At 43.2% G+C, this 19,294-nt stretch carries 16 protein-coding genes and 8 tRNA genes; 9 read left to right on the top strand and 15 right to left on the bottom strand.

Annotated features, from left to right (window positions below; translation table 11 throughout):
• Positions 1–40: 40 nt before the first annotated feature.
• The 4 genes from F9Y84_RS17865 to F9Y84_RS17850 all read right to left on the bottom strand — a co-directional run bounded on the left by F9Y84_RS17865 (position 41) and on the right by F9Y84_RS17850 (position 557).
• A tRNA-Glu gene (locus F9Y84_RS17865) sits at positions 41–116 on the bottom strand.
• A 69-nt stretch (positions 117–185) separates the two neighbouring features.
• Positions 186–261: transfer RNA gene (locus F9Y84_RS17860), tRNA-Glu, on the bottom strand.
• A gap of 69 nt (positions 262–330) precedes the next feature.
• Positions 331–406: transfer RNA gene (locus F9Y84_RS17855), tRNA-Glu, on the bottom strand.
• Positions 407–481: 75 nt separating this feature from the next.
• Positions 482–557 (bottom strand) — tRNA-Ala (locus tag F9Y84_RS17850).
• A 518-nt stretch (positions 558–1,075) separates the two neighbouring features.
• Between F9Y84_RS17850 and F9Y84_RS17845 the strand changes: the two genes are divergently transcribed.
• The 5 genes from F9Y84_RS17845 to F9Y84_RS17825 all read left to right on the top strand — a co-directional run bounded on the left by F9Y84_RS17845 (position 1,076) and on the right by F9Y84_RS17825 (position 3,517).
• Positions 1,076–1,151, top strand: a tRNA-Val gene (locus tag F9Y84_RS17845).
• Positions 1,152–1,188: 37 nt separating this feature from the next.
• Positions 1,189–1,264, top strand: a tRNA-Val gene (locus F9Y84_RS17840).
• Positions 1,265–1,301: 37 nt separating this feature from the next.
• A tRNA-Val gene (locus F9Y84_RS17835) sits at positions 1,302–1,377 on the top strand.
• Positions 1,378–1,414: 37 nt separating this feature from the next.
• Positions 1,415–1,490, top strand: a tRNA-Val gene (locus F9Y84_RS17830).
• A gap of 395 nt (positions 1,491–1,885) precedes the next feature.
• Positions 1,886–3,517, top strand: a complete 1,632-nt coding sequence (locus F9Y84_RS17825) for a response regulator (RefSeq protein WP_125253302.1) — start codon at positions 1,886–1,888, stop codon at positions 3,515–3,517.
• Positions 3,518–3,539: 22 nt separating this feature from the next.
• On the opposite strand, the gene msrB is transcribed toward F9Y84_RS17825, so the two are convergent.
• The 6 genes from msrB to F9Y84_RS17795 all read right to left on the bottom strand — a co-directional run bounded on the left by msrB (position 3,540) and on the right by F9Y84_RS17795 (position 11,513).
• Positions 3,540–3,980: a peptide-methionine (R)-S-oxide reductase MsrB gene (gene msrB, locus F9Y84_RS17820; protein ID WP_147390154.1), complete on the bottom strand. Its 441-nt coding sequence runs from the start codon at positions 3,978–3,980 to the stop codon at positions 3,540–3,542.
• 1 nt (position 3,981) lies between these two features.
• Complete coding sequence (locus F9Y84_RS17815) at positions 3,982–4,494, bottom strand: DUF2919 domain-containing protein (protein ID WP_147390155.1); 513 nt, start codon at positions 4,492–4,494, stop codon at positions 3,982–3,984.
• A 4-nt stretch (positions 4,495–4,498) separates the two neighbouring features.
• Entirely contained in the window at positions 4,499–6,517 is a 2,019-nt protein-coding gene (ligA, locus tag F9Y84_RS17810) for an NAD-dependent DNA ligase LigA (RefSeq protein WP_128730547.1), read from the bottom strand.
• Positions 6,518–6,581: 64 nt separating this feature from the next.
• Entirely contained in the window at positions 6,582–7,307 is a 726-nt protein-coding gene (gene zipA / locus F9Y84_RS17805) for a cell division protein ZipA (RefSeq protein WP_147390156.1), read from the bottom strand.
• A 17-nt stretch (positions 7,308–7,324) separates the two neighbouring features.
• Entirely contained in the window at positions 7,325–10,714 is a 3,390-nt protein-coding gene (locus F9Y84_RS17800; protein WP_147390157.1) for an AAA family ATPase, read from the bottom strand.
• A 64-nt stretch (positions 10,715–10,778) separates the two neighbouring features.
• Positions 10,779–11,513, bottom strand: coding sequence for a TrmH family RNA methyltransferase (locus F9Y84_RS17795; protein ID WP_185745607.1), 735 nt, complete (start codon positions 11,511–11,513; stop codon positions 10,779–10,781).
• 258 nt (positions 11,514–11,771) lie between these two features.
• Here F9Y84_RS17795 and F9Y84_RS17790 point away from each other — a divergent pair, with 258 nt between their 5' ends.
• Positions 11,772–12,068, top strand: a complete 297-nt coding sequence (locus F9Y84_RS17790; protein WP_147390158.1) for a hypothetical protein — start codon at positions 11,772–11,774, stop codon at positions 12,066–12,068.
• A gap of 105 nt (positions 12,069–12,173) precedes the next feature.
• On the opposite strand, the gene F9Y84_RS17785 is transcribed toward F9Y84_RS17790, so the two are convergent.
• The 5 genes from F9Y84_RS17785 to F9Y84_RS17765 all read right to left on the bottom strand — a co-directional run bounded on the left by F9Y84_RS17785 (position 12,174) and on the right by F9Y84_RS17765 (position 14,999).
• The gene (locus tag F9Y84_RS17785) at positions 12,174–12,611 is read right to left on the bottom strand and encodes an energy transducer TonB (RefSeq protein ID WP_125253310.1); all 438 of its coding nucleotides are present in this window, start codon (positions 12,609–12,611) and stop codon (positions 12,174–12,176) included.
• A gap of 100 nt (positions 12,612–12,711) precedes the next feature.
• On the bottom strand, positions 12,712–13,719 hold the full coding sequence (gpsA, locus tag F9Y84_RS17780) for an NAD(P)H-dependent glycerol-3-phosphate dehydrogenase (protein ID WP_125253311.1): 1,008 nt from the start codon (positions 13,717–13,719) through the stop codon (positions 12,712–12,714).
• A 3-nt stretch (positions 13,720–13,722) separates the two neighbouring features.
• A complete protein-coding gene (gene secB / locus F9Y84_RS17775; protein WP_125253312.1) occupies positions 13,723–14,208 on the bottom strand; it encodes a protein-export chaperone SecB in 486 nt (161 codons plus the stop codon).
• An 89-nt stretch (positions 14,209–14,297) separates the two neighbouring features.
• Entirely contained in the window at positions 14,298–14,555 is a 258-nt protein-coding gene (gene grxC / locus F9Y84_RS17770) for a glutaredoxin 3 (RefSeq protein ID WP_167508272.1), read from the bottom strand.
• Between the two features lie 12 nt (positions 14,556–14,567).
• Entirely contained in the window at positions 14,568–14,999 is a 432-nt protein-coding gene (locus F9Y84_RS17765) for a rhodanese-like domain-containing protein (protein WP_125253314.1), read from the bottom strand.
• Positions 15,000–15,274: 275 nt separating this feature from the next.
• On the opposite strand from F9Y84_RS17765, the gene gpmM reads away from it, so the two are divergent.
• The 3 genes from gpmM to F9Y84_RS17750 are packed head-to-tail and all read left to right on the top strand — an operon-like array spanning position 15,275 to position 19,224.
• The gene (gene gpmM / locus F9Y84_RS17760) at positions 15,275–16,816 is read left to right on the top strand and encodes a 2,3-bisphosphoglycerate-independent phosphoglycerate mutase (RefSeq protein WP_147390159.1); all 1,542 of its coding nucleotides are present in this window, start codon (positions 15,275–15,277) and stop codon (positions 16,814–16,816) included.
• Positions 16,817–16,828: 12 nt separating this feature from the next.
• A complete protein-coding gene (locus tag F9Y84_RS17755) occupies positions 16,829–17,974 on the top strand; it encodes a murein hydrolase activator EnvC family protein (RefSeq protein ID WP_147390160.1) in 1,146 nt (381 codons plus the stop codon).
• Between the two features lie 38 nt (positions 17,975–18,012).
• Entirely contained in the window at positions 18,013–19,224 is a 1,212-nt protein-coding gene (locus F9Y84_RS17750; RefSeq protein ID WP_147390161.1) for a S41 family peptidase, read from the top strand.
• Positions 19,225–19,294: the final 70 nt, after the last annotated feature.

Here is a 19,294-nt window from a genome sequence, read left to right as displayed (position 1 = left end):
GTTTATTCTCTTGCTAACCGAGTTACTTACCAAAAGTAAGTGGCGTCCCCTAGGGGATTCGAACCCCTGTTACCGCCGTGAAAGGGCGGTGTCCTAGGCCTCTAGACGAAGGGGACACAGATGTGTCACTAGGACTTTTTTAGCGGTTTATTCTCTTGCTAACCGAGTTACTTACTAAAAGTAAGTGGCGTCCCCTAGGGGATTCGAACCCCTGTTACCGCCGTGAAAGGGCGGTGTCCTAGGCCTCTAGACGAAGGGGACACAGATGTGTCACTAGGACTTTTTTAGCTGTTTATTCTCTTGCTAACCGAGTTACTTACCAAAAGTAAGTGGCGTCCCCTAGGGGATTCGAACCCCTGTTACCGCCGTGAAAGGGCGGTGTCCTAGGCCTCTAGACGAAGGGGACACAAATACAAAAAGCTTGGCACTCGAGGCGTTACCTTTTGAATTATGTACTAGGACATATGCACTGACGATTTTTTGGTGGAGCTAGACGGGATCGAACCGTCGACCTCTTGCATGCCATGCAAGCGCTCTCCCAGCTGAGCTATAGCCCCATTAAGTCAGACTTAAACTGCTAGCCTGTATCGCTGAGTGCGGGGCGCATTCTATGCAGGAGCAAAAATAAAGTCAATAACTTTTATGAAAGTTTTTTCTAACTGATTCATTTTAAACCAAGAAGCGTAGAATATAACCAAACCACTCCCCTTTGCAAGCCTAACACCCTGAATTGGGTTGTTTATTACACAATTTAAAACACACAGTTACCGCACCTCTACGTTTTTACTTTAAATCCAATTAGGCCAGAGTGATTCACGGCTCTTTTCTTTTCAGCATGGTACCTAATCCAGCTTGATCCCGAGCTATAACATGCAAAGCTCAGCAGCTTACCTTCCCCAAGTTAAGATGATTCTAGTACCAAAAATATAAGCACCCTCACCTCTTCTATAATGAAGAGCTTAAAACGTTGAGCATAAAAACATCACACAGCATAGTTTTTTAAAGTTAAGTGTTGACTCTTTTCAAACTAAACCTATAATACCGCCCCACAACGCCAGACGTTGTAATACAATTTGGGTTGTTAGCTCAGTTGGGAGAGCATCGCCCTTACAAGGCGAGGGTCACTGGTTCAAGTCCAGTACAACCCACCATAAACTCTATTCAAGAGTATAAATTGAAACACAATTTGGGTTGTTAGCTCAGTTGGGAGAGCATCGCCCTTACAAGGCGAGGGTCACTGGTTCAAGTCCAGTACAACCCACCATAAACTCTATTCAAGAGTATAAATTGAAACACAATTCGGGTTGTTAGCTCAGTTGGGAGAGCATCGCCCTTACAAGGCGAGGGTCACTGGTTCAAGTCCAGTACAACCCACCATAAACTCTATTCAAGAGTATAAATTGAAACACAATTCGGGTTGTTAGCTCAGTTGGGAGAGCATCGCCCTTACAAGGCGAGGGTCACTGGTTCAAGTCCAGTACAACCCACCATATACGGCTTTACTTGAACTAACCGATGCAAAGCATCGCGCCAAATTTAAGCAAGGCAAGGGTAACCGGTTCAAGTCCAGTACAACCCAGCATCTCTTAAGGCTTATATATAAAGTCTTCTCATCATACCTAATCTGCGTAAAATTTTTGCCTAGTTATCGACAAGCTTTTCTCGCCTCAAAATAGATCATTTAATTAAGATAATTGGTATAACCTCAAATCTTATCTAATGCCTTAAATTCAAACTTGATTTTTTAACTATTTCGTCACCAACCATAATGAATAATTAGTATAAGTTGAATAGACTAACTCATTAGAAATTAGCTAATTTTTGTTTTCAAAGCTATCCTTAAGTACTAGACTAAAAGCAAATCCGATGTCTAATAAACGCCTCTATGCCAGCACCAACTATTCAAAACGCCAAAATGCTAATCGTTGAAGATCAACCATTAGCATTGAGCTATATGAAACAATCTTTGGAGCAGCTAGATTTTAGAAACTTAAAGTTTGCAGAAAGTGCAGATGCAGCTAAAGAGCTCTGTACCATTAATAAATTTGATCTTATCGTCTGCTCTTTTGGTTTAACAAAGAAACAAAATGGCTATCAGTTTTATGAAGAGCTTCGTGCTAAACAGTTAATTCGCTCAAGCACCGCTTTTATTTTTATTTCTTCAGAAACCAGCCCTGAGCTAGTTCATAGCATTATTGAGCTACAGCCAGATGACTTCTTGGTAAAACCTTTTTCAATAAAAGAATTACAATACCGTATTGAACGAGTACTCAAGCGTAAACAAGCACTCAAACAAATAAATACACTCATAGACGATAAAAACTACTCTAAAGCACTGAAAGTGCTCGATCTTGAGCTTGATAAAAAAGAACATAACTACACTTCCCTATTGCTCAAATTGAAAGGAGAATTACTCTTAAAACTTAATCATTTAGAAGAGGCAAAATCTTTCTATAAATCAGTATTAGCCTTACAAAAGTTTACTTGGGCGAAGCTTGGGCTAGTAGAAGCACTTATTAGCAATAACGAGGACGTTATTGCCCAAAAAATGCTGAAAACTTTGATTGAACGTTCAGAGACACGATTAGCAGCGCTAGATTTGCTTAGTAAACTCGAAATAAAGCTCAATCAATATGAGAACGCTCAACAACTCTTGCAGCAGGCTATTGAAATGGCGCCGAGAAATATAAACCGGCAGCAGTCCTTAGGCCGTGTAGCTCAAATTAATCATGATTATGAAGCCAGTTATAAAGCGCATAAAGATATAGCAGCATTTGCTAGGTACTCTATTCACGACGGCCCCGAAGTATACCTAAATGCCGCAAGAGCCGGTATCGACTTTGCTCTCAGTACAGACCAATCCGATCAAGTAACTCGCCTCACCCGCCAAACTCAAAAGTATCTCAATGACTTAAAGAGTCAATTTCCGAGTGCTCAAAATCAAGCTCAAATTGATGTGCTCAATGCACGAGTCCACTACCTGAAAGACGAACATCACAAAGCAAAGCAATTGTTAGAACAATTAGAAGATGAGACTGTAATTCGTTCCGTAGACTCAACATTAGACAAAGCTAAAGCACTGCATGAGGTAGGACTAAACCATAAAGCGCAGGAGTTATTTAACCAAGTTATCGCACACTGTGAGCGCCACCGTTCAGCAGCAGATCCAATCACCATGCGTTATCTCTACCAGCAACAGCAAGAGAAAAAAGAAATTACGATGGGGCCTAGAGAGCTTAATAACCATGCGGTAACACAATTTAATAAAGGTCAGTATGAGACTGCCTTAGAGGCCTTTACACAGGCATTTCGAGTGATGCCAAAAAATGCAGGCATCGCACTGAATCTACTGCAATGTATGAGCGATCACTGCGCTAAAACAAGTGCCACATTCAACTCAAATTTAGCCAAACGCTGCACCACCTTGCTAAATCAAGCTGAATTAGACAGCGAACAGCAAATCCGCTTTGGAAAATTAAAAGCTAAATTAAGTGAAATGAAGCTCGACTTTGAGTAGCCAACCAATAAATATTCTGGCCTTATTGCTTTTTCATTGAAAGTGCATTAACACAATAACGCAACCCACTTGGCGCAGGACCATCTGGGAAAACATGACCTAGGTGACTATCGCAAATATTACAAGTGATTTCGATGCGCGTCATTCCATGGCTCTTATCGCCATGATACGCCACCGCTTCCACTGCTGCAGGCTGTGTAAACGAAGGCCAACCAGAGCCACTATCAAACTTTTCTTCGGCATCGAATAACAACTCGTCACAGCATACACAGTAGTATTTACCAGGTTCAAAAAGCTGACAACTGTGTGAGCTAAACGGGCGCTCAGTCCCCTTTTTCCTGGTGATAATGTAAGTTTCTGGAGCAAGTTCTGATTGCCATTGCTGATCCGATTTTTCAACTCTGCGAGGAGCAGTAGGATTACCATTTCTGGCAAAGTTTAATATATCTAACCACTTTAACATCTTAATTCTCTCTCTTGTTTACTTCTGTCTTGTGTTCTTCAACAGGAAGTGGCCAATCGCCAAAAAAGCAACTTAGATAGCGGCTTTTAATCAAATATAAAAGTACCCAACTCACCAACACAATTTGTACGGCAATATAAGGAGAAAAACTATAATGGGTTTTCCCAGCTTGCAAAATTAACCATGCTAAATCAAACACCGCAGTTAATATTAGTGGCAAACGCATATAACGCCAGACAACAGCGAGCTTTGGAGAACTTGTTGGCCGCCTAAGAGAAAATACAACAGTTGGTATAAGCGCGATACAAGCGATCCCTATCGCAACAAAAAAATGTTGTTTAGATTCAAAAAATAGCGACATTAAATCTAAGTCTGGGCGCCTTGTAAGTGCAGAGAAAGCCCAAATAAGCAATGGGCGAAGTAACACGACCAGCGCTAAATTAAAAGCGATTGGCGTACGATAAACGCCATATTTATCCCAATATTCAGGGCCGTATCGTGTTACTGACTTCATTTGACTACTCGTATTTATTTAATAGTGCGATCAGCGCCTCTTCATCGAACACGTCAATACCTAGCTCTTGTGCCTTGGCGAGCTTAGAGCCTGCTTTTTCGCCGGCATAAACTGCATCCGTATTTTTCGACACACTACCCGCGACCTTAGCGCCAAGTGCTTGCAATCTCGCTTTAGCATCGTTGCGGTTCAATTGACTTAATGTTCCTGTTAACACTAACGTCTGCCCTGTGAGCGGCTGAGCATCTTTAGGCACAGCTGCAACCTCTTGCCACATAATACCTACTTCAATCAATGCAGTTACCACTTCTTGATTATGCTGCTCAGCGAAGAAACTGTGAATGTGCTGTGCCACAATAACACCAACATCACTGACTTGTTGTAAAGTATCAATTGAGGCGGCCATCACTTTTTCAAGCGTCAGGAAGTGATTTGCCAAGTTTTGTGCTGTCGCTTCACCAACTTCTCTGATCCCAAGCGAGTACAAAAATTTGGCCAACGTTGTTTGCTTTGCAGTTTCCAGCGCCGTAACCAAGTTTTTAGCTGATTTAGGGCCCATGCGTTCAAGAGACTCAAAATGCCCTTGCTTCAAAACGAATAGGTCAGCAGGCGTTTTGATAAGCTCACGTTCTACTAGCTGTTCAACTATCTTGTCACCAAGACCATCAATATCTAGCGCTTTTCTTGAAGCAAAATGTTTTATTGCTTCTTTACGTTGTGCACGACACACTAAACCACCGGTACAACGCGCAACCGCTTCGCCCTCAACACGTTCAACATGCGAATCGCAAACTGGGCAAGTGTCAGGAAACTCAATCTCTTTAACATCGTCAGGACGTCTATCTAGAACTACTTGCGTCACTTGAGGGATAACATCACCAGCCCGACGCACAATAACCGTATCGCCAATTTTAACACCCAAACGTGCTATTTCATCACCATTATGAAGCGTTGCGTTTGATACGGTAACGCCACCGACAAATACCGGCTCCAAGCGTGCAACAGGCGTGATTGCGCCAGTACGACCAACCTGAAACTCAACATCAAGTAACTGTGTAATCTCTTCTTGCGCCGGAAACTTGAACGCAATCGCCCAGCGCGGCGCGCGAGCGACAAAGCCTAGTTGCTCTTGCTGCGCTTTGTCATTTACTTTAATTACAACACCATCAATTTCATAGGGAAGGTCAGCGCGACGAGTCATAATATCTTGATAGTAGTCCAGCGCTTGTTGCGCATTTTCTACAAGCTTAGTTTCAGGGCTCATCGGCAGCCCCCAGCTTTGCAATTGCTGTAATTGCGCATAATGTTCACCAGCTAATGCTCCGCCTTCAACTAATCCCATTGAATACGCATAAAACATCAATGGCCGCTTAGCTGTGATCTTAGAGTCTAATTGACGCAAACTGCCTGCGGCCGCATTTCTAGGGTTTGCAAAGGTCTTTTCGCCTTTTGCTTGCGCTGTCTCATTTAACTTATTGAAACCAGCTGTATCCATAAAAACTTCACCACGTACTTCGACTTCACGAGGGATATTTTCACCACGAAGTTTCAGCGGTATATTTCGAATAGTTTTGACATTCTCAGTGATATTCTCGCCAACTTGACCATCTCCCCTTGTTGCTGCTTGAACCAGCACTCCATCGCGATACAAAATAGATACGGCCAAGCCATCTAACTTTGGTTCACAACAAAAAGAAACATCTTTACTCGCTAACAAGCGCTCTTTTATACGCCGGTTGAATGCCGTAAATTCACTCTCGTCAAAAGCGTTATCCAGCGACAACATGGGAACCTGATGTGTTACCTGCTCAAACTTGCTAAGCGCTTCTCCTCCAACCTTCTGTGATGGAGAATCAGGGCTTTGTAACTCGGGGTGCTGCTGTTCAAGTGCCATCAATTGGCGCATTAAACGATCATATTCAGCATCAGGAATGCTAGGATTATCTAAAACATAATATTGATAATTGTATTCTTCGAGTTGCAGCCTAAGTTCAGCAACTTGAGTTTCGATGTTCTTTGACATTTAGACCTCTAAACGTAAAAAGCCACCAGCAAATGCCAGTGGCTTAGTATTTTTCTAGGAGAAGTTAAGCTGCGAATTCACGCACTTTTTCAACATAACCGCGCACAGCTTCAACTGTTAAAGGCTGACGGTCTTTATCTAGCACAGTTGCACCAAACTCTTCAGCAAGCTTTTTCGATGCGCTATGCAGCATATTAAATGCAGCCAAATTATCACCTTCACAAGGTAAAGTCATAAATAGGCTGATCCCACCGGTGTTAAATTGTTCCATGTTATCGATATCAAATGTGCCGGGGTTAAACATATTCACCAAGCGAAATAACACAGGACCATTACCAGATGGCTCTAGGTGACGGTTAAAAAAGCCTTCATCTGAGTATTTAAAACCAAGACTTAAGACAGTTGGTAATAATTTTGATCCAGCCATACTTAATCCCTCAGGCATTTCTACATGCAAAATGATGAAATCCTGCGGTTCTAGCACTGCATCGCTTGCTTCATTGTCTTGCAGATCGCGCTCGTCGGCGTCAGCCTCAGCTGAATTACCTTCGCTTCCAGACTCTAAGACGCCATCAGCAACAGGCTCTTCATCCACCGCACTGAAGGTCATTTCACCAATTTCAGGCTCGTCTGGCTCTTTGTCGGAGTTTTGCGTTTTGGGTTCTTGAGATACCTCCGATGACTGCTTTTCACTGCCCTTCTTTCGAACAGACCAAAGCCCATGAATGAGTAACCCGCCTATGACCAATGCACTGATCACGATTAATGCCCATCTTAACTCTGTGGCCATTGCTCACCTTTTTGTTGTTATGCCTGTGCCATTTGCACTGCTTGTTCTATATCTACGGCAACCATACGCGATACCCCAGGTTCAGCCATGGTCACCCCCGTCAGTCTACCCGCCATTTCCATGGCGACTTTGTTATGACTGATATAAATAAATTGTACCGTTTGCGACATTTCTTCAACCAAACGACAAAATCGTCCTACGTTTGCATCATCAAGCGGCGCATCTACCTCATCCAGCATACAAAAAGGGGCTGGATTCAGCCTAAATATTGAAAATACCAATGATAATGCGGTCAGCGCTTTTTCTCCACCACTTAACAGATGAATTGTCGAGTTTTTCTTACCTGGCGGTCTTGCCATGATAGAAACACCACTTTCAAGCAGATCATCACTAGTGAGTTCAAGGTATGCACTGCCTCCGCCAAATACCTTAGGAAACAACTCAGCTAAGTCTTCATTTACTTGGTTGAAGGTCGCACTAAAGCGAGTTTTGGTCTCTTTATCTATTTTTCTAATTACCGATTCTAACGTGGCGAGGGCATTGCTCAAATCATCTAGTTGCGTATCAAGATACAATTTACGTGCACTCGCCTCTTCAAATTCTTCGATTGCCGCTAGATTTACCGCACCTAATTTACTCAGCTTATTACTCACTTGACTCAAATTAGCTTGGTAATGCCCAAGATTAGCATCTTGTGGTAGCTGCTCTAACTCTGTTTTTAAAGTACGACCCAGCGCTTCCAAAGGCTCAAGTGCAGCTTGCGCTTTTAGCATAAGGCTTTGTTCATCTAGCTTTAGCTGCTGCAAGGTTCCATTAAGTTTATTAACTTCCCCTCCAGCGTCTTTTAATACCGCTTTCTTTTGACTTAAATTTTCTTTTGCTTGCTTAAGCGCATCAAGCATCGTTTGTTTTTGTGCTTTCGCTTCTAGGTGTTTTACCAATAAGGACTCAATCTCCTCACTGACCTCAGCAAGCGGCTCATCACAAAGTAAAATATCTTCTTGCGCCTGCTCGATACGCAAGGTTATTTCATCATGACGATGCGCTAAATGCTCTAGCTTAGATTTACTAAGCTGTAATTCACTGTCAACTTGCTGTGATGCAAGCGTAGTGGTATGAACTAATTGCTGCGCCTCTTGTAATGCGGCGCGTCGAGATTGACTATGTTGTTTAAACTCAGTCAACTTGGCCTCGGCTAGTTGTTGTATTTCTTGTGCTTGCGCTAGCAACTCATCACGTTGTAATTGCTGTTCCGTATCAAGTTCAAGTTGTGCGATGGCCTCGGCTCGCTCTTGAGCAATAACATCAAGCTGTTCTTGAATTTTTTGTCCTTGCTCACGCCAAGCGCTCAGATTCTCATCCAGCATTTCAATTTTGGTTTTATGGCTGGCGATTGCTTGTGCTTTTTCGTGAACGCATTGCTGTGTTTCTAATAAGTCAGCTTGTGTGTCTTCAAGGGCAATACGTTTTTGTGCTACAACCTGCTCGGCCTCTTCAGCGAGTTGTTGCAAATGAGGAAGTTGAGTATGGCATGACTGCAATTGGGCATAGCGTTTTAATGCGCCACTCTCTTCATTGCTTTTCGCCTTTGCCTTAAAGTTATCACCTACAATAATGCCATTGACCGTCACGCCGAGAAGGAATTGTTCACACGATTTAAAATCTGTAGATTCAGCACATAATTTTATTTTAGTTAAAAAGCTGGGGAACAGCCCTGAGCTTATTTTTGTCGCGACGGAATCAACGGGAACTTCGAGTTCGATGGGCCATAACGTATTTATTTCGTTTTGCTCAACGACTAAATGCGTCAACCCAAGCAATGCCGCTTCAACGCATTCTTCATACCCTGACTCAACAACAAGCTGCGATAACATAGTCGCAGCAGAAGCCTCCGACGTTTCCTCTGCCCAGCGTGATAACGCTTTTATTTCAGATTGCACTTCTTGTAAGGCCTGAAGCGCTTTTTGGGCATGAGTCTGTGCCTGTAAGATTTCTCCTTTATTGGTTTGTTCTTGACCTTGCAACATACCAGCTTGGCTTTGTAATTTAGCCATCGCTTGAACCAGCTGATGATGTGCATCCTGAGCGTCAGCCAAGTCATTTTCCAACATAGAGGCGTGATGCGCTTCGGCCTGTTCCAGCAGTTCAGCCTGACGCTTGTCTATATGCAGTTTAGCTTGCAGTTGTTGCGTTAATTGACTTGCTCCTTGCTGTACCTGAGCATGTATTTGTTGATACTGTTTCTGTGCATCACTATACTGCTTATCTAATTGAGTTTGCTCGGCGTCACTTTGCTCGTTTGTGAGCTGGAGTTCATCCAATTGCAATAGTGCAATCTCAAGTCGTTCAGAAACTGCATCGACTTTTTCAGCGCGGCTCGCCACATACTCGGCTTGCTCGTCTTGCGCCTCAATTACTTCTTGCTGTTGTGATTTCAGTATTTGAGACTGCTCAATTAGCAGACGCTTTTTATCTGTTAGATTGACTTTCTGTTGCTCAAGCGTTGCTAACTGAGTTTCAATACGGTGAACACTATGTTGCGCTTGCTCATAGCCATCATTTAGGTGGGTAATTTCATGTTCCAGTGTTGCTAGCACAGAGTCATGACCACTGTGAGCCTCATTTAAAAATGCTAACTTTTCATTTAATTTAGCTATTTCGTTCGCTTTTTCCGCTTGCTTCTGCTCCAACGACTGCCACTTTAACACCGCTATCCACGATTTAAGATCACGCTCTTGAGATTTAAATGATTTGTATTCACTGGCCTGTTGAGCTTGAAGTGAGAGCTTATCTAACTGGCCTTGTAGCTCCTTCCTAACATCGAGTAAACGTTCCATATTTTCACGAGTACTTTTAATTCGAGTTTGTGTTTCTCGGCGGCGCTCTTTGTATTTTGAAATACCCGCAGCCTCTTCTAAAAAGACTCTAAGTTCCTGAGGTTTGCTCTCAATAAGCCGCGAGATCATACCCTGTTCAATAATAGCGTAGCTTCTAGGGCCAAGCCCTGTACCAAGAAAAATATCGGTAATATCACGCTTGCGACACTTACTACCATTTAAAAAGTAAAGGGATTGACCGTCTCGGGTAACTAAACGCTTGATAGCAATTTGATTACGATCTGCGAAAGTACCAGGTAACCGGCCTTGAGTATTATCAAAGATGAGCTCAACTGAAGCTTGTGAAATCGGCTTACGTTTAGTGGAACCGTTAAAAATAACGTCTGTCATGGCATCGCCACGAAGGTTTTTGGCTGAGCTTTCACCAAGCACCCAGCGTACAGCGTCAATTACATTAGATTTGCCACAACCATTAGGCCCAACGACACATGTCATCTGATCAGGAAATGGGATCTTGGTTGGCTCAACAAAGGATTTAAAGCCTGCCAGTTTGATGCTGCTCAGTCGCATAGCTTATTCGTATTAATGTTTGTTATTTTTAATAAAAGCACAATTCGTTGCTAACGGCTGTAGCTTAAGCATGGCAGCGTTTAATATTATCAAGAATAATACCGGTAGCCATTGCCACATTTAATGACTCAGCACCGCCAAACGCAGGGATCGTCACTTTTTTATTGATGCAAGCCGCAATAGGGTCGCTAATACCATGAGATTCGCTGCCCATCACTAATACTGCATTGGGACTAAATTGACACTGATGCACACTTTCGCCACCAAGAAACGCACCATAGCATTCACCTTGATAGTGTTTTAAAAACGCCTCGAGATCGGTTCTCACTACATTAACCCGCACAAATGACCCCATCGTAGCACTGATAACTTTGGGGTTAAATTGATCAGCACAATTTTCACTCACGACAAGCTGCGTCAATCCATACCAATCAGCAAGGCGAATAATGGTTCCGAGATTACCGGGATCTGATACTCCATCTAATGCCAGCACCAGCCCATCAGTATTAATCTCCTGTACCGATGGCATAGGCACAACCGCAATCGCTGCATTATTTGACACTAAAGTGCTTACTTTTGTCAGCACTTCCTCTTCAGCCTCCACGCAGGTAGTAGTGGCGAGCTTGGCTTCATACTTTGTCAAAAATTCACTGGTGGCAAACAACTGCTCGATGGCCAATCCTGCATCAACTAACTCAATCACATTTTTTTCGCCCTGTACTAGATACAGACCATGTTGTTTGCGATATTTTTTTTGCCCTAAAGCACGTAGTTGTTTTTGTTGATTCTTGGAGATCATGTGCACCTCAAAAGTTGGATTGTCCATTATACCTGTTCAGTATCCGATAATACCAATTTTACTTGACCTAAACTTGGGATAGAAAGTGAGTGAGTCAATTAAAATATCCATACTCAAAAGCGTTATATCTCGCTAGCTAGGTGTTATGCCAAGCTCAGGTTATACCAACTCCATTTGAAGGAGCAAATTATCTGCTAGCGCATTAAATTAGGAAAGTATGTTATCTTGTGCCAAATAATACAGGGTACAGAGGTTAATATGTCACCTGAGCTAACGCTTATTCTGCTTAATTTTATCCTTCTTTTTATTGCTTACGCTTTCGTCTATCCAAAATTACAAGATAAGTCCTTTGCCAATATCGGCAAACAAGATCTATTGGTGACGTCGGCTTCTTTAATCGTTTCTGGAAGTCTATTTTATGGAAAAGACATTGAATTTTCTTTGGTGTTTTTTGACAGCAACTGGGTAGTATTTACTGTTGTGGTGTTTAGCGTGATGGAGATCCCATTTGGGCTGTGGTTTAAGCGTCGCTTTAACATTAAATTTGGAGAGTGAAGCTCATACTCTCCAAATAGACTTAACCTCGAGTTAACTAACCTGAGGTTTAAATAAAGGGTGCTCTAATCCATTATTTTTAAAACATTGAACTGTGGTTGTTGCCTATTCACAGTTTAATTTTGCTTGCGCTTCACAACGCATTTGCGCATCTGCCAAATCCGCTCCGCCCATGCAAAAGTCAATTCTCATCAACTTTTCTTCCCGCCCGCGGCGCTGCGCATCAATAGCAGACCATCGCCAAGTTTTTATGAGTCGTTTAGCGTGCTTAGCTAATTTTTTAGATGGGGCGCTAGTAACGTGCTCAATCTCATCAGTGTTGCCATTAGCATCAATCACAACCTTAAATACGCTACACCCTGCGAGCTTACGCTTTGCTAATGCAGCTGGATATATAGGTGTACTATCAGCTTCTTTTTGCCAGATAGCAGTCTCTGTAGATGGGTTTAGCTCTGTTGACTTTACGTCGGCGTATATTGTCTTTGCCGTTGCAGTCCAGCTTGCGGCTACGATTAACATACCTATCAATAATTGAATTTTCATAAATCTTCCTTTTTATAGTATTCAAATAGAGATCCAATCTACTACTTATTGATTAAAAAGCCAAAGTCTAATTGACTTTGGCTTTCACAGGCAACTTAGCTCACTCAGCTCGTTTTTCGCGACCAAGTAGCGCCATTGCGGCCTCTTTCACATCCTTTTGCTCATATAAGACTTGATAAATTTGCTCAGTAATAGGCATTTCGATACCGGTGCGCTTAGCTAGGAGGTAAACTTCTTTGGTATTGCGGTAGCCTTCAACTACTTGGCCTATACTTGACATAGCTTCATCTACCGATTTCCCAGTACCAAGCGCAAGGCCAAAGCGGCGATTACGTGACTGATTATCAGTACAAGTAAGAATAAGATCACCAAGCCCCGCCATACCCATAAAGGTTTCAGAACGCGCCCCTAACGCACACCCTAAACGGCAAAGTTCAGCAAGCCCTCGAGTAATCAGCGCCGTTCTGGCATTCGCACCAAAACCAAAACCATCTGACATACCCGCGCCAATCGCGATAACGTTTTTGACCGCTCCGCCAAGCTGGATACCGATAAAGTCTTCGTTGCTATACACTCTAAACGAGCGGCCGCAATGCAGTAACTCCGCAAGCTCTTCACGGAACTTTGCGCAAATAGAAGATACGGAAATCGCAGTGGGTAATCCCGCAGCCATTTCTTTTGCAAAGGTAGGCCCACTTAGCACCGCCAGCGGCACATCGTCACCCAACACATCCAGTGCAACCTCTTGCAACAGTCGCCCGGTATTTGGTTCGAGCCCTTTGGTTGCCCACGCGACTTTTGCATTTTCAAGTAGCATAGGTTTAATCTTCTTTAGCGTGTCTGCAAACGCATGACTTGGCACAACCACCAAAATACGCTCGCTAGACTTAACAGCTGTTTCTAAATCAGCCTCAAGGTCAAGCGTGTTTGGAAACTGGATGTCCGGAAGATAACGTTGGTTTTTACGCTCAGCTGCTAGCGCTTCAACGTGTTCGCTATTGCGTCCCCATAGTGTCACTTGATGACCATTTCGGGCAAAACAAATAGCAAGGGCGGTGCCATAAGACCCCGCCCCTAATACTGTTACAGCTGATTTTGCTGTACTCATCAATTATGCGTCAGCAGTTTGCTCAGGCTGTGCTTGTGCTGCACGTTGCTGCATATATTGAGCAAATAATGCGTCAAAGTTAACTGGCGCAAGGTTTAACTGTGGGAAAGTACCACGGTTAACTAGGCTTGCTACCGCTTCACGCGCATAAGGGAATAGGATATTAGGGCAGAAAGCACCTAGCATGTGCGCCATTTGCATCTCTTCAAGGTCAGCAATTGCGAAAATACCAGCTTGTTGAATTTCACATAAGAATGCTGTTTCTTCACCAATTGTTGCTGTTACTGTCAATGCTAGTACAACTTCGAATACGTTATCATCAAGCTTGGCAGAACGAGTGTCCATGTCTAGCTTAACTTCTGGCGTCCACTCTTTTTGGAAGATAGCTGGCGAGTTTGGTGTTTCAAAAGACACATCTTTAGTGTAGATGCGTTGAATATTAAACTGTGCACCTTCTTGTTGTTCTGCTGCTTGGTTTTGTTCTGCCATGATTATTTCCTAAATTCTGTTGTGTTTCTGCTAATTCATTAACAGTCATTATTTAAATTACGTTACGCAACTTATCGCTCTTCAATCAATTATGCTTGCAATAAATTGTCGAGCTCGCCTCGCGCTTCAAGCGCCATCATATCGTCACATCCGCCGATATGGCGTTCAGCGATAAATATTTGTGGCACGGTGTGTCCACCATTCGCTTTTGCTATCATCTCATCACGAAGTTCAGGCTGTGCACCAATATCATACTCCGTGTATATAACGCCTTTAGCGTCCAATAGCGCTTTTGCACGGTGGCAAAATGGGCAATAGTCTTTGGTGTAGATCACGACTTGGCTCATCATATACCTCGATTATTTTCCGTTAGAGATTGGTAAACCCGCATTTTGCCATGCGCCAATACCGCCGGATAATACAAATACTTGCTCGAATCCAGCTTTGTGCATGTTATCAGCCACAGCGGATGCTGTCATACCCGTATTACAGACTAATATAATGGGCTTCGATTTATGTTTTTCAAGACCAGCAAAATCTTTTTGCTTAAGCTTTTCAGCATTCACTTGTTCAGCTCCCGCAATATGGCCTTGGTTAAATTCTTTTACCGCTCGCATGTCAAGCACTTGACCTTCTTGACGATTTACTAACAAAGTAAGCTGCTGAGGGTTAATCTGTCTGATTTTAGAGAATTTGCTCTTAAACCAGCTGTTCAGTAGCATCGCGGCTAACACAATCCAAATAATGCTAAGTACCGGATGGTTACCTAAAAACGCAACGTATTGTTCCATTAATTTTTTCAACCAAAAGTTTTCAAATCATTAAGTGGCAGCAAGTATACCCTCTTTATTCTCGACAAAACAGACTTGTTCACATCCGCAAATATCAATTTGTATGCTGATAATTCATCACTGTGGGGCTGAATATTCATACAAAAACAGGTATTCTACTGTCAACAACCAGAGCAGCTTATATCAAGTACCGCAGTATAACTTTTCAATATTATTGCTGGTTTCTAGTTATGAGCCATCAACATCGTGCCTAATTCAGGATTTCAGGAGCGCAAATGACAGCTAAGAAAAAGCCATTGGTATTAATGATTTTAGACGGTTGGGGCTATCGCGAAGAAAGCGAAAGTAACGCTATTTTGGCAGCCAATACCCCAGTATTAGACGAACTCTGGCGCTCAGCTCCTCATACCTTAATCTCTGGATCTGGTCTTGATGTCGGCCTACCTGATGGCCAAATGGGTAACTCTGAAGTTGGCCACGTAAACCTAGGTGCAGGACGTGTGGTTTATCAAGACTTCACTCGCATTACCAAAGCAATTGATGATGGTGAGTTTGAACACAACCCCGCACTGGTTGAGAATATCGACAAAGCGGTTGCTCAAGACAAAGCGGTTCACCTAATGGGACTTCTAAGTCCAGGTGGTGTTCACAGTCACGAAGACCATATTGTTGCAGCGATAAAATTAGCCGCTGAGCGCGGAGCCACTGTATATCTACATGCCTTTCTAGATGGCCGTGATACGCCGCCACGCAGCGCACAAGCGTCAATCGAAAAGATAGAAGCCCTGATGCAGTCTTTAAACTGTGGTCGACTCGCTTCTATTGTTGGTCGCTACTACGCAATGGATCGCGACAACCGCTGGGATCGCGTTGAATTAGCCTACAATCTAATGGTCAGTGGTGAAGCTGAATTTACCTACCAAAACGGTGTTGAAGCATTACAAGCTGCCTACGCACGCGATGAAAATGATGAATTTGTAAAAGCATCTATTATCGCTGCTGAAGGTGAGTCTGCCGCGACTATCAATGATGGTGACATAGTTATTTTTATGAACTTCCGAGCTGACCGAGCGCGTCAGATGACCCGTGCTTTTGTTGATGCTGACTTTAATGGCTTTGAAAAACGCAAAGCGCCAAATCTAAGTGCTTTTGTGATGATGACGGAGTACGCTGCCGACATTAAAGCACCTATCGCTTTCGCGCCCGAAGCTTTGGTCAATGTCCTAGGTGAATGGCTAGCTAAACACAACAAAACTCAGCTACGTATCTCAGAAACAGAAAAATATGCTCACGTTACCTTCTTCTTTAGCGGTGGTCGTGAGGACTTATTTGAAGGGGAAAAACGTGAACTTATTCCTTCACCACAAGTGGCCACATACGACTTACAGCCTGAGATGAATTCAGAAATGCTAACTGATAAATTAGTGTCAGCTATTCATAGCGGTGAATTCGACGTGATTATTTGTAACTATCCAAATGGTGATATGGTTGGGCACTCTGGTGTATTCGAAGCTGCTGTAAAAGCATGCGAAGCCGTAGATAAATGTATTGGCCGTGTGGTTGCTGCGCTAAAAGAAAGTGGTGGTGAAGCATTAATAACAGCAGATCACGGCAATGCAGAGCAAATGCTTAACCCGAAGACAGGTCAAGCTCATACCGCTCACACCAGCGAGCCAGTACCATTTATTTATGTTGGTCGTGATGCAGAGCCACAAGCAGGAAAAGCACTAAGCGATGTTGCGCCGACAATGCTACATTTACTTGGCATGGAGCAGCCTAGCGAGATGACGGGCACTCCAATAATGCGTTTAAAATAGCGGCTCACTTTTATGCCGTTAAAAACGACGCTCTCTTATGCTGCACTACTCAGTGCAGCATTGTTAATGTTAATAGCTCCTGTTAGTGCCAATGAGTCACGCACTAAGCAAGATTTAAGCGAAGTACAGCAGCAGCTTAAAGCCAGCCAACAAGCGCTCGAAAAACAGCGCAGTACAATTAAGTCACAAGAAGCTAAGCTCAAAGCGTTTGAACTTGATATAGCAAAAAGTGCCAAAGCAATCTCGCTCACTGAAGCCGGTATTAAAGAAAATAAAACAGAGCAAACGACATTAGAACGACAAAAAGACGCTCTTTTAAGTGATAAAAGCAAGTTTGAAAAGCAGCTCGCAGCTCAGTTAAAAAGCGCTTACATGACTGGCTCTCATGATTACTCAAGAATGTTACTCAATCAAGAGCATGCAACCAAGCTAGAGCGCACGATTGCTTACTACGATTATTTAAACAAAGCCAGAATTGAGCAGTTAGAGCAGCTTAAAGTCGTTCGCCAAGCCTTAGCCAATACCCAAGCCGAACTCACACGCAGCCAGTCCCAGCTTGAGGCGCTGAGACGTCATCAAAAAGAACGCCTTGAAGCTCTGAGAAAAGCCAAACAAGCACGGCAGAGTCAACTTGCGGACTTACACAATCAACTCAAAGAAACGCGTTCAGCAATAGCCTACCTCAAAGAAAATGAGCAAACTTTGATCCAAACGTTAGCAGAGCTTGCTAAAGCTCAGCAAGCTGCCGAAATACGACTAGATGGCTTGGCGCAATTAAAAGGCAAGCTACATCTACCGGCGAAAGGGCGTATTCAACATCGATTTGGCCAACGTAAGCATGCTGGAATGAATTGGAAAGGCGTACTAATAGGAGCAAAAGAAGGTGCAGACATAACCAGTGTCGCTCCAGGGCAAGTCGTATTCGCCGATTGGTTAAATGGCTTTGGCTGGGTCATGGTACTGGATCATGGTCATGGCTTTATGAGTCTGTACGGTCATGCCCAAACACTGTTGTTTGATGTTGGCGATCAAGTTCGCAGTGGCGAAGTTATCGCTTTAGTTGGACAAAGCGGCGGACAAAGAGATCCTGGTCTATACTTCGAGATACGGCATAAAGGAAGCGCTGTCGATCCGATAAAATGGTGCAGATCCAGTTAACTGATTAACCCGTGCTGCACCTTGATGAGGAGCAGCACATGAATAGACAAACTCGTTTCTATGCGCTTGCGGCACGCTATGTCGCACTGTTAGGTATTTTACTGTTACTAAGCTTTAGCGCGCTAAGTCAAACACCTGCAAAAAAGTTTTCCGCTCAAGAAATGGATGAGATCCTTTATCATATTCATACCTATTACGTTGAGGATTTACCACTTAGCCGTTACAACCAAAGTAACCTTTCCAGTTTGTTTGACAACCTAGATCCTTACTCTAAATATTTAGATTCAGAAGAATTAGAAGCCATATTCAGCGCTGCAAACGGTCGCTATACAGGGCTTGGTATTGAAGTAGAAGAACAAGGGAATTATGTAACCATTGTAGATACGCTCCCTAATTCTCCGGCAGAGATAGCTGGTATTGAGCGCGGCGATAAGCTCTCATTGATTAATAACATTGACGTCACCGGAAAGACAATAGCCGAAGTTTCCGCGCTACTAAAAGCTGCTAACAAAAACCAGCTGCAGTTGGTGGTACTAAGAGGCTCAAGCGCAGTCAATATCGCATTAAAACGACAAGAGATCGTGCTCGAAAGTGTTGCCAGTAAACTACTCAAAGATGGCACCGGTTTTTTGAGTGTAAATAGCTTTAATCACCATACGTACCACGATGTTGCAAGACAAATAAACTACTTACAGTTGCAATATGGTGACGCCTTGAAAAAGCTCGTCATTGACTTAAGAGATAACCCAGGTGGAACTTTAAACAGCGCGGTTGCAATATCAGATTTATTTCTGGACAGTGGCACAATAGTCACAACTAAAGGGCGCTTCTTCGATGCTAATCAAGCCTACTTCGCAAGACAAGGAGACATACTCAATGGTGCCCCTATTGTGGTGTTGATAAACAACAACTCAGCCTCTGCTGCTGAAATATTGGCAGCTGCGCTAAAGGATAATAAACGAGCACTGGTTGTAGGGTTGCGCTCATATGGTAAGGGCTCAGTGCAGTCTCTTATCCCTATCGGAAATGGCACCACCGCACTAAAATTAACCACAGCCAGATATTATACGCCCACAGGGACATCAATAGAGGGCACGGGTGTAGAGCCTGATGTATATTTCACCAAACAAGCGCTTTCCCTGCTCGATAAAAGCGCTATAATCACTGGTGAAGAATCCATCAAAAAAAATGGCATTGAACAACTTGCATCACATTGGCCAAAGGCGTTTGCATTAGTTCAATCACAATAATGAAAAGCCGCTAAGTAAGGCGGTAAACTACAACAATAAGATCGTGTGCTAATAAAAATTATCGGGTTAA

It is taken from the genome of Pseudoalteromonas peptidolytica (genome assembly GCF_012641745.1).
Classification (GTDB): Bacteria; Pseudomonadota; Gammaproteobacteria; order Enterobacterales; family Alteromonadaceae; genus Pseudoalteromonas; species Pseudoalteromonas peptidolytica.
Note: the sequence above shows the minus strand (reverse complement) of the source record. Positions and strands in the feature narration are given on the sequence as shown.

What these genes read in the sequence shown, in the direction of transcription:
- F9Y84_RS17825 (WP_125253302.1), top strand. Translation starts at nt 1,886, where the DNA reads ATGCCAGCACCAACTATTCAAAACGCCAAAATGCTAATCGTTGAAGAT.
- msrB (WP_147390154.1), bottom strand. Translation starts at nt 3,980, where the DNA reads ATGTTAAAGTGGTTAGATATATTAAACTTTGCCAGAAATGGTAATCCT.
- F9Y84_RS17815 (WP_147390155.1), bottom strand. Translation starts at nt 4,494, where the DNA reads ATGAAGTCAGTAACACGATACGGCCCTGAATATTGGGATAAATATGGC.
- ligA (WP_128730547.1), bottom strand. Translation starts at nt 6,517, where the DNA reads ATGTCAAAGAACATCGAAACTCAAGTTGCTGAACTTAGGCTGCAACTC.
- zipA (WP_147390156.1), bottom strand. Translation starts at nt 7,307, where the DNA reads ATGGCCACAGAGTTAAGATGGGCATTAATCGTGATCAGTGCATTGGTC.
- F9Y84_RS17800 (WP_147390157.1), bottom strand. Translation starts at nt 10,714, where the DNA reads ATGCGACTGAGCAGCATCAAACTGGCAGGCTTTAAATCCTTTGTTGAG.
- F9Y84_RS17795 (WP_185745607.1), bottom strand. Translation starts at nt 11,513, where the DNA reads ATGATCTCCAAGAATCAACAAAAACAACTACGTGCTTTAGGGCAAAAA.
- F9Y84_RS17790 (WP_147390158.1), top strand. Translation starts at nt 11,772, where the DNA reads ATGTCACCTGAGCTAACGCTTATTCTGCTTAATTTTATCCTTCTTTTT.
- F9Y84_RS17785 (WP_125253310.1), bottom strand. Translation starts at nt 12,611, where the DNA reads ATGAAAATTCAATTATTGATAGGTATGTTAATCGTAGCCGCAAGCTGG.
- gpsA (WP_125253311.1), bottom strand. Translation starts at nt 13,719, where the DNA reads ATGAGTACAGCAAAATCAGCTGTAACAGTATTAGGGGCGGGGTCTTAT.
- secB (WP_125253312.1), bottom strand. Translation starts at nt 14,208, where the DNA reads ATGGCAGAACAAAACCAAGCAGCAGAACAACAAGAAGGTGCACAGTTT.
- grxC (WP_167508272.1), bottom strand. Translation starts at nt 14,555, where the DNA reads ATGAGCCAAGTCGTGATCTACACCAAAGACTATTGCCCATTTTGCCAC.
- F9Y84_RS17765 (WP_125253314.1), bottom strand. Translation starts at nt 14,999, where the DNA reads ATGGAACAATACGTTGCGTTTTTAGGTAACCATCCGGTACTTAGCATT.
- gpmM (WP_147390159.1), top strand. Translation starts at nt 15,275, where the DNA reads ATGACAGCTAAGAAAAAGCCATTGGTATTAATGATTTTAGACGGTTGG.
- F9Y84_RS17755 (WP_147390160.1), top strand. Translation starts at nt 16,829, where the DNA reads ATGCCGTTAAAAACGACGCTCTCTTATGCTGCACTACTCAGTGCAGCA.
- F9Y84_RS17750 (WP_147390161.1), top strand. Translation starts at nt 18,013, where the DNA reads ATGAATAGACAAACTCGTTTCTATGCGCTTGCGGCACGCTATGTCGCA.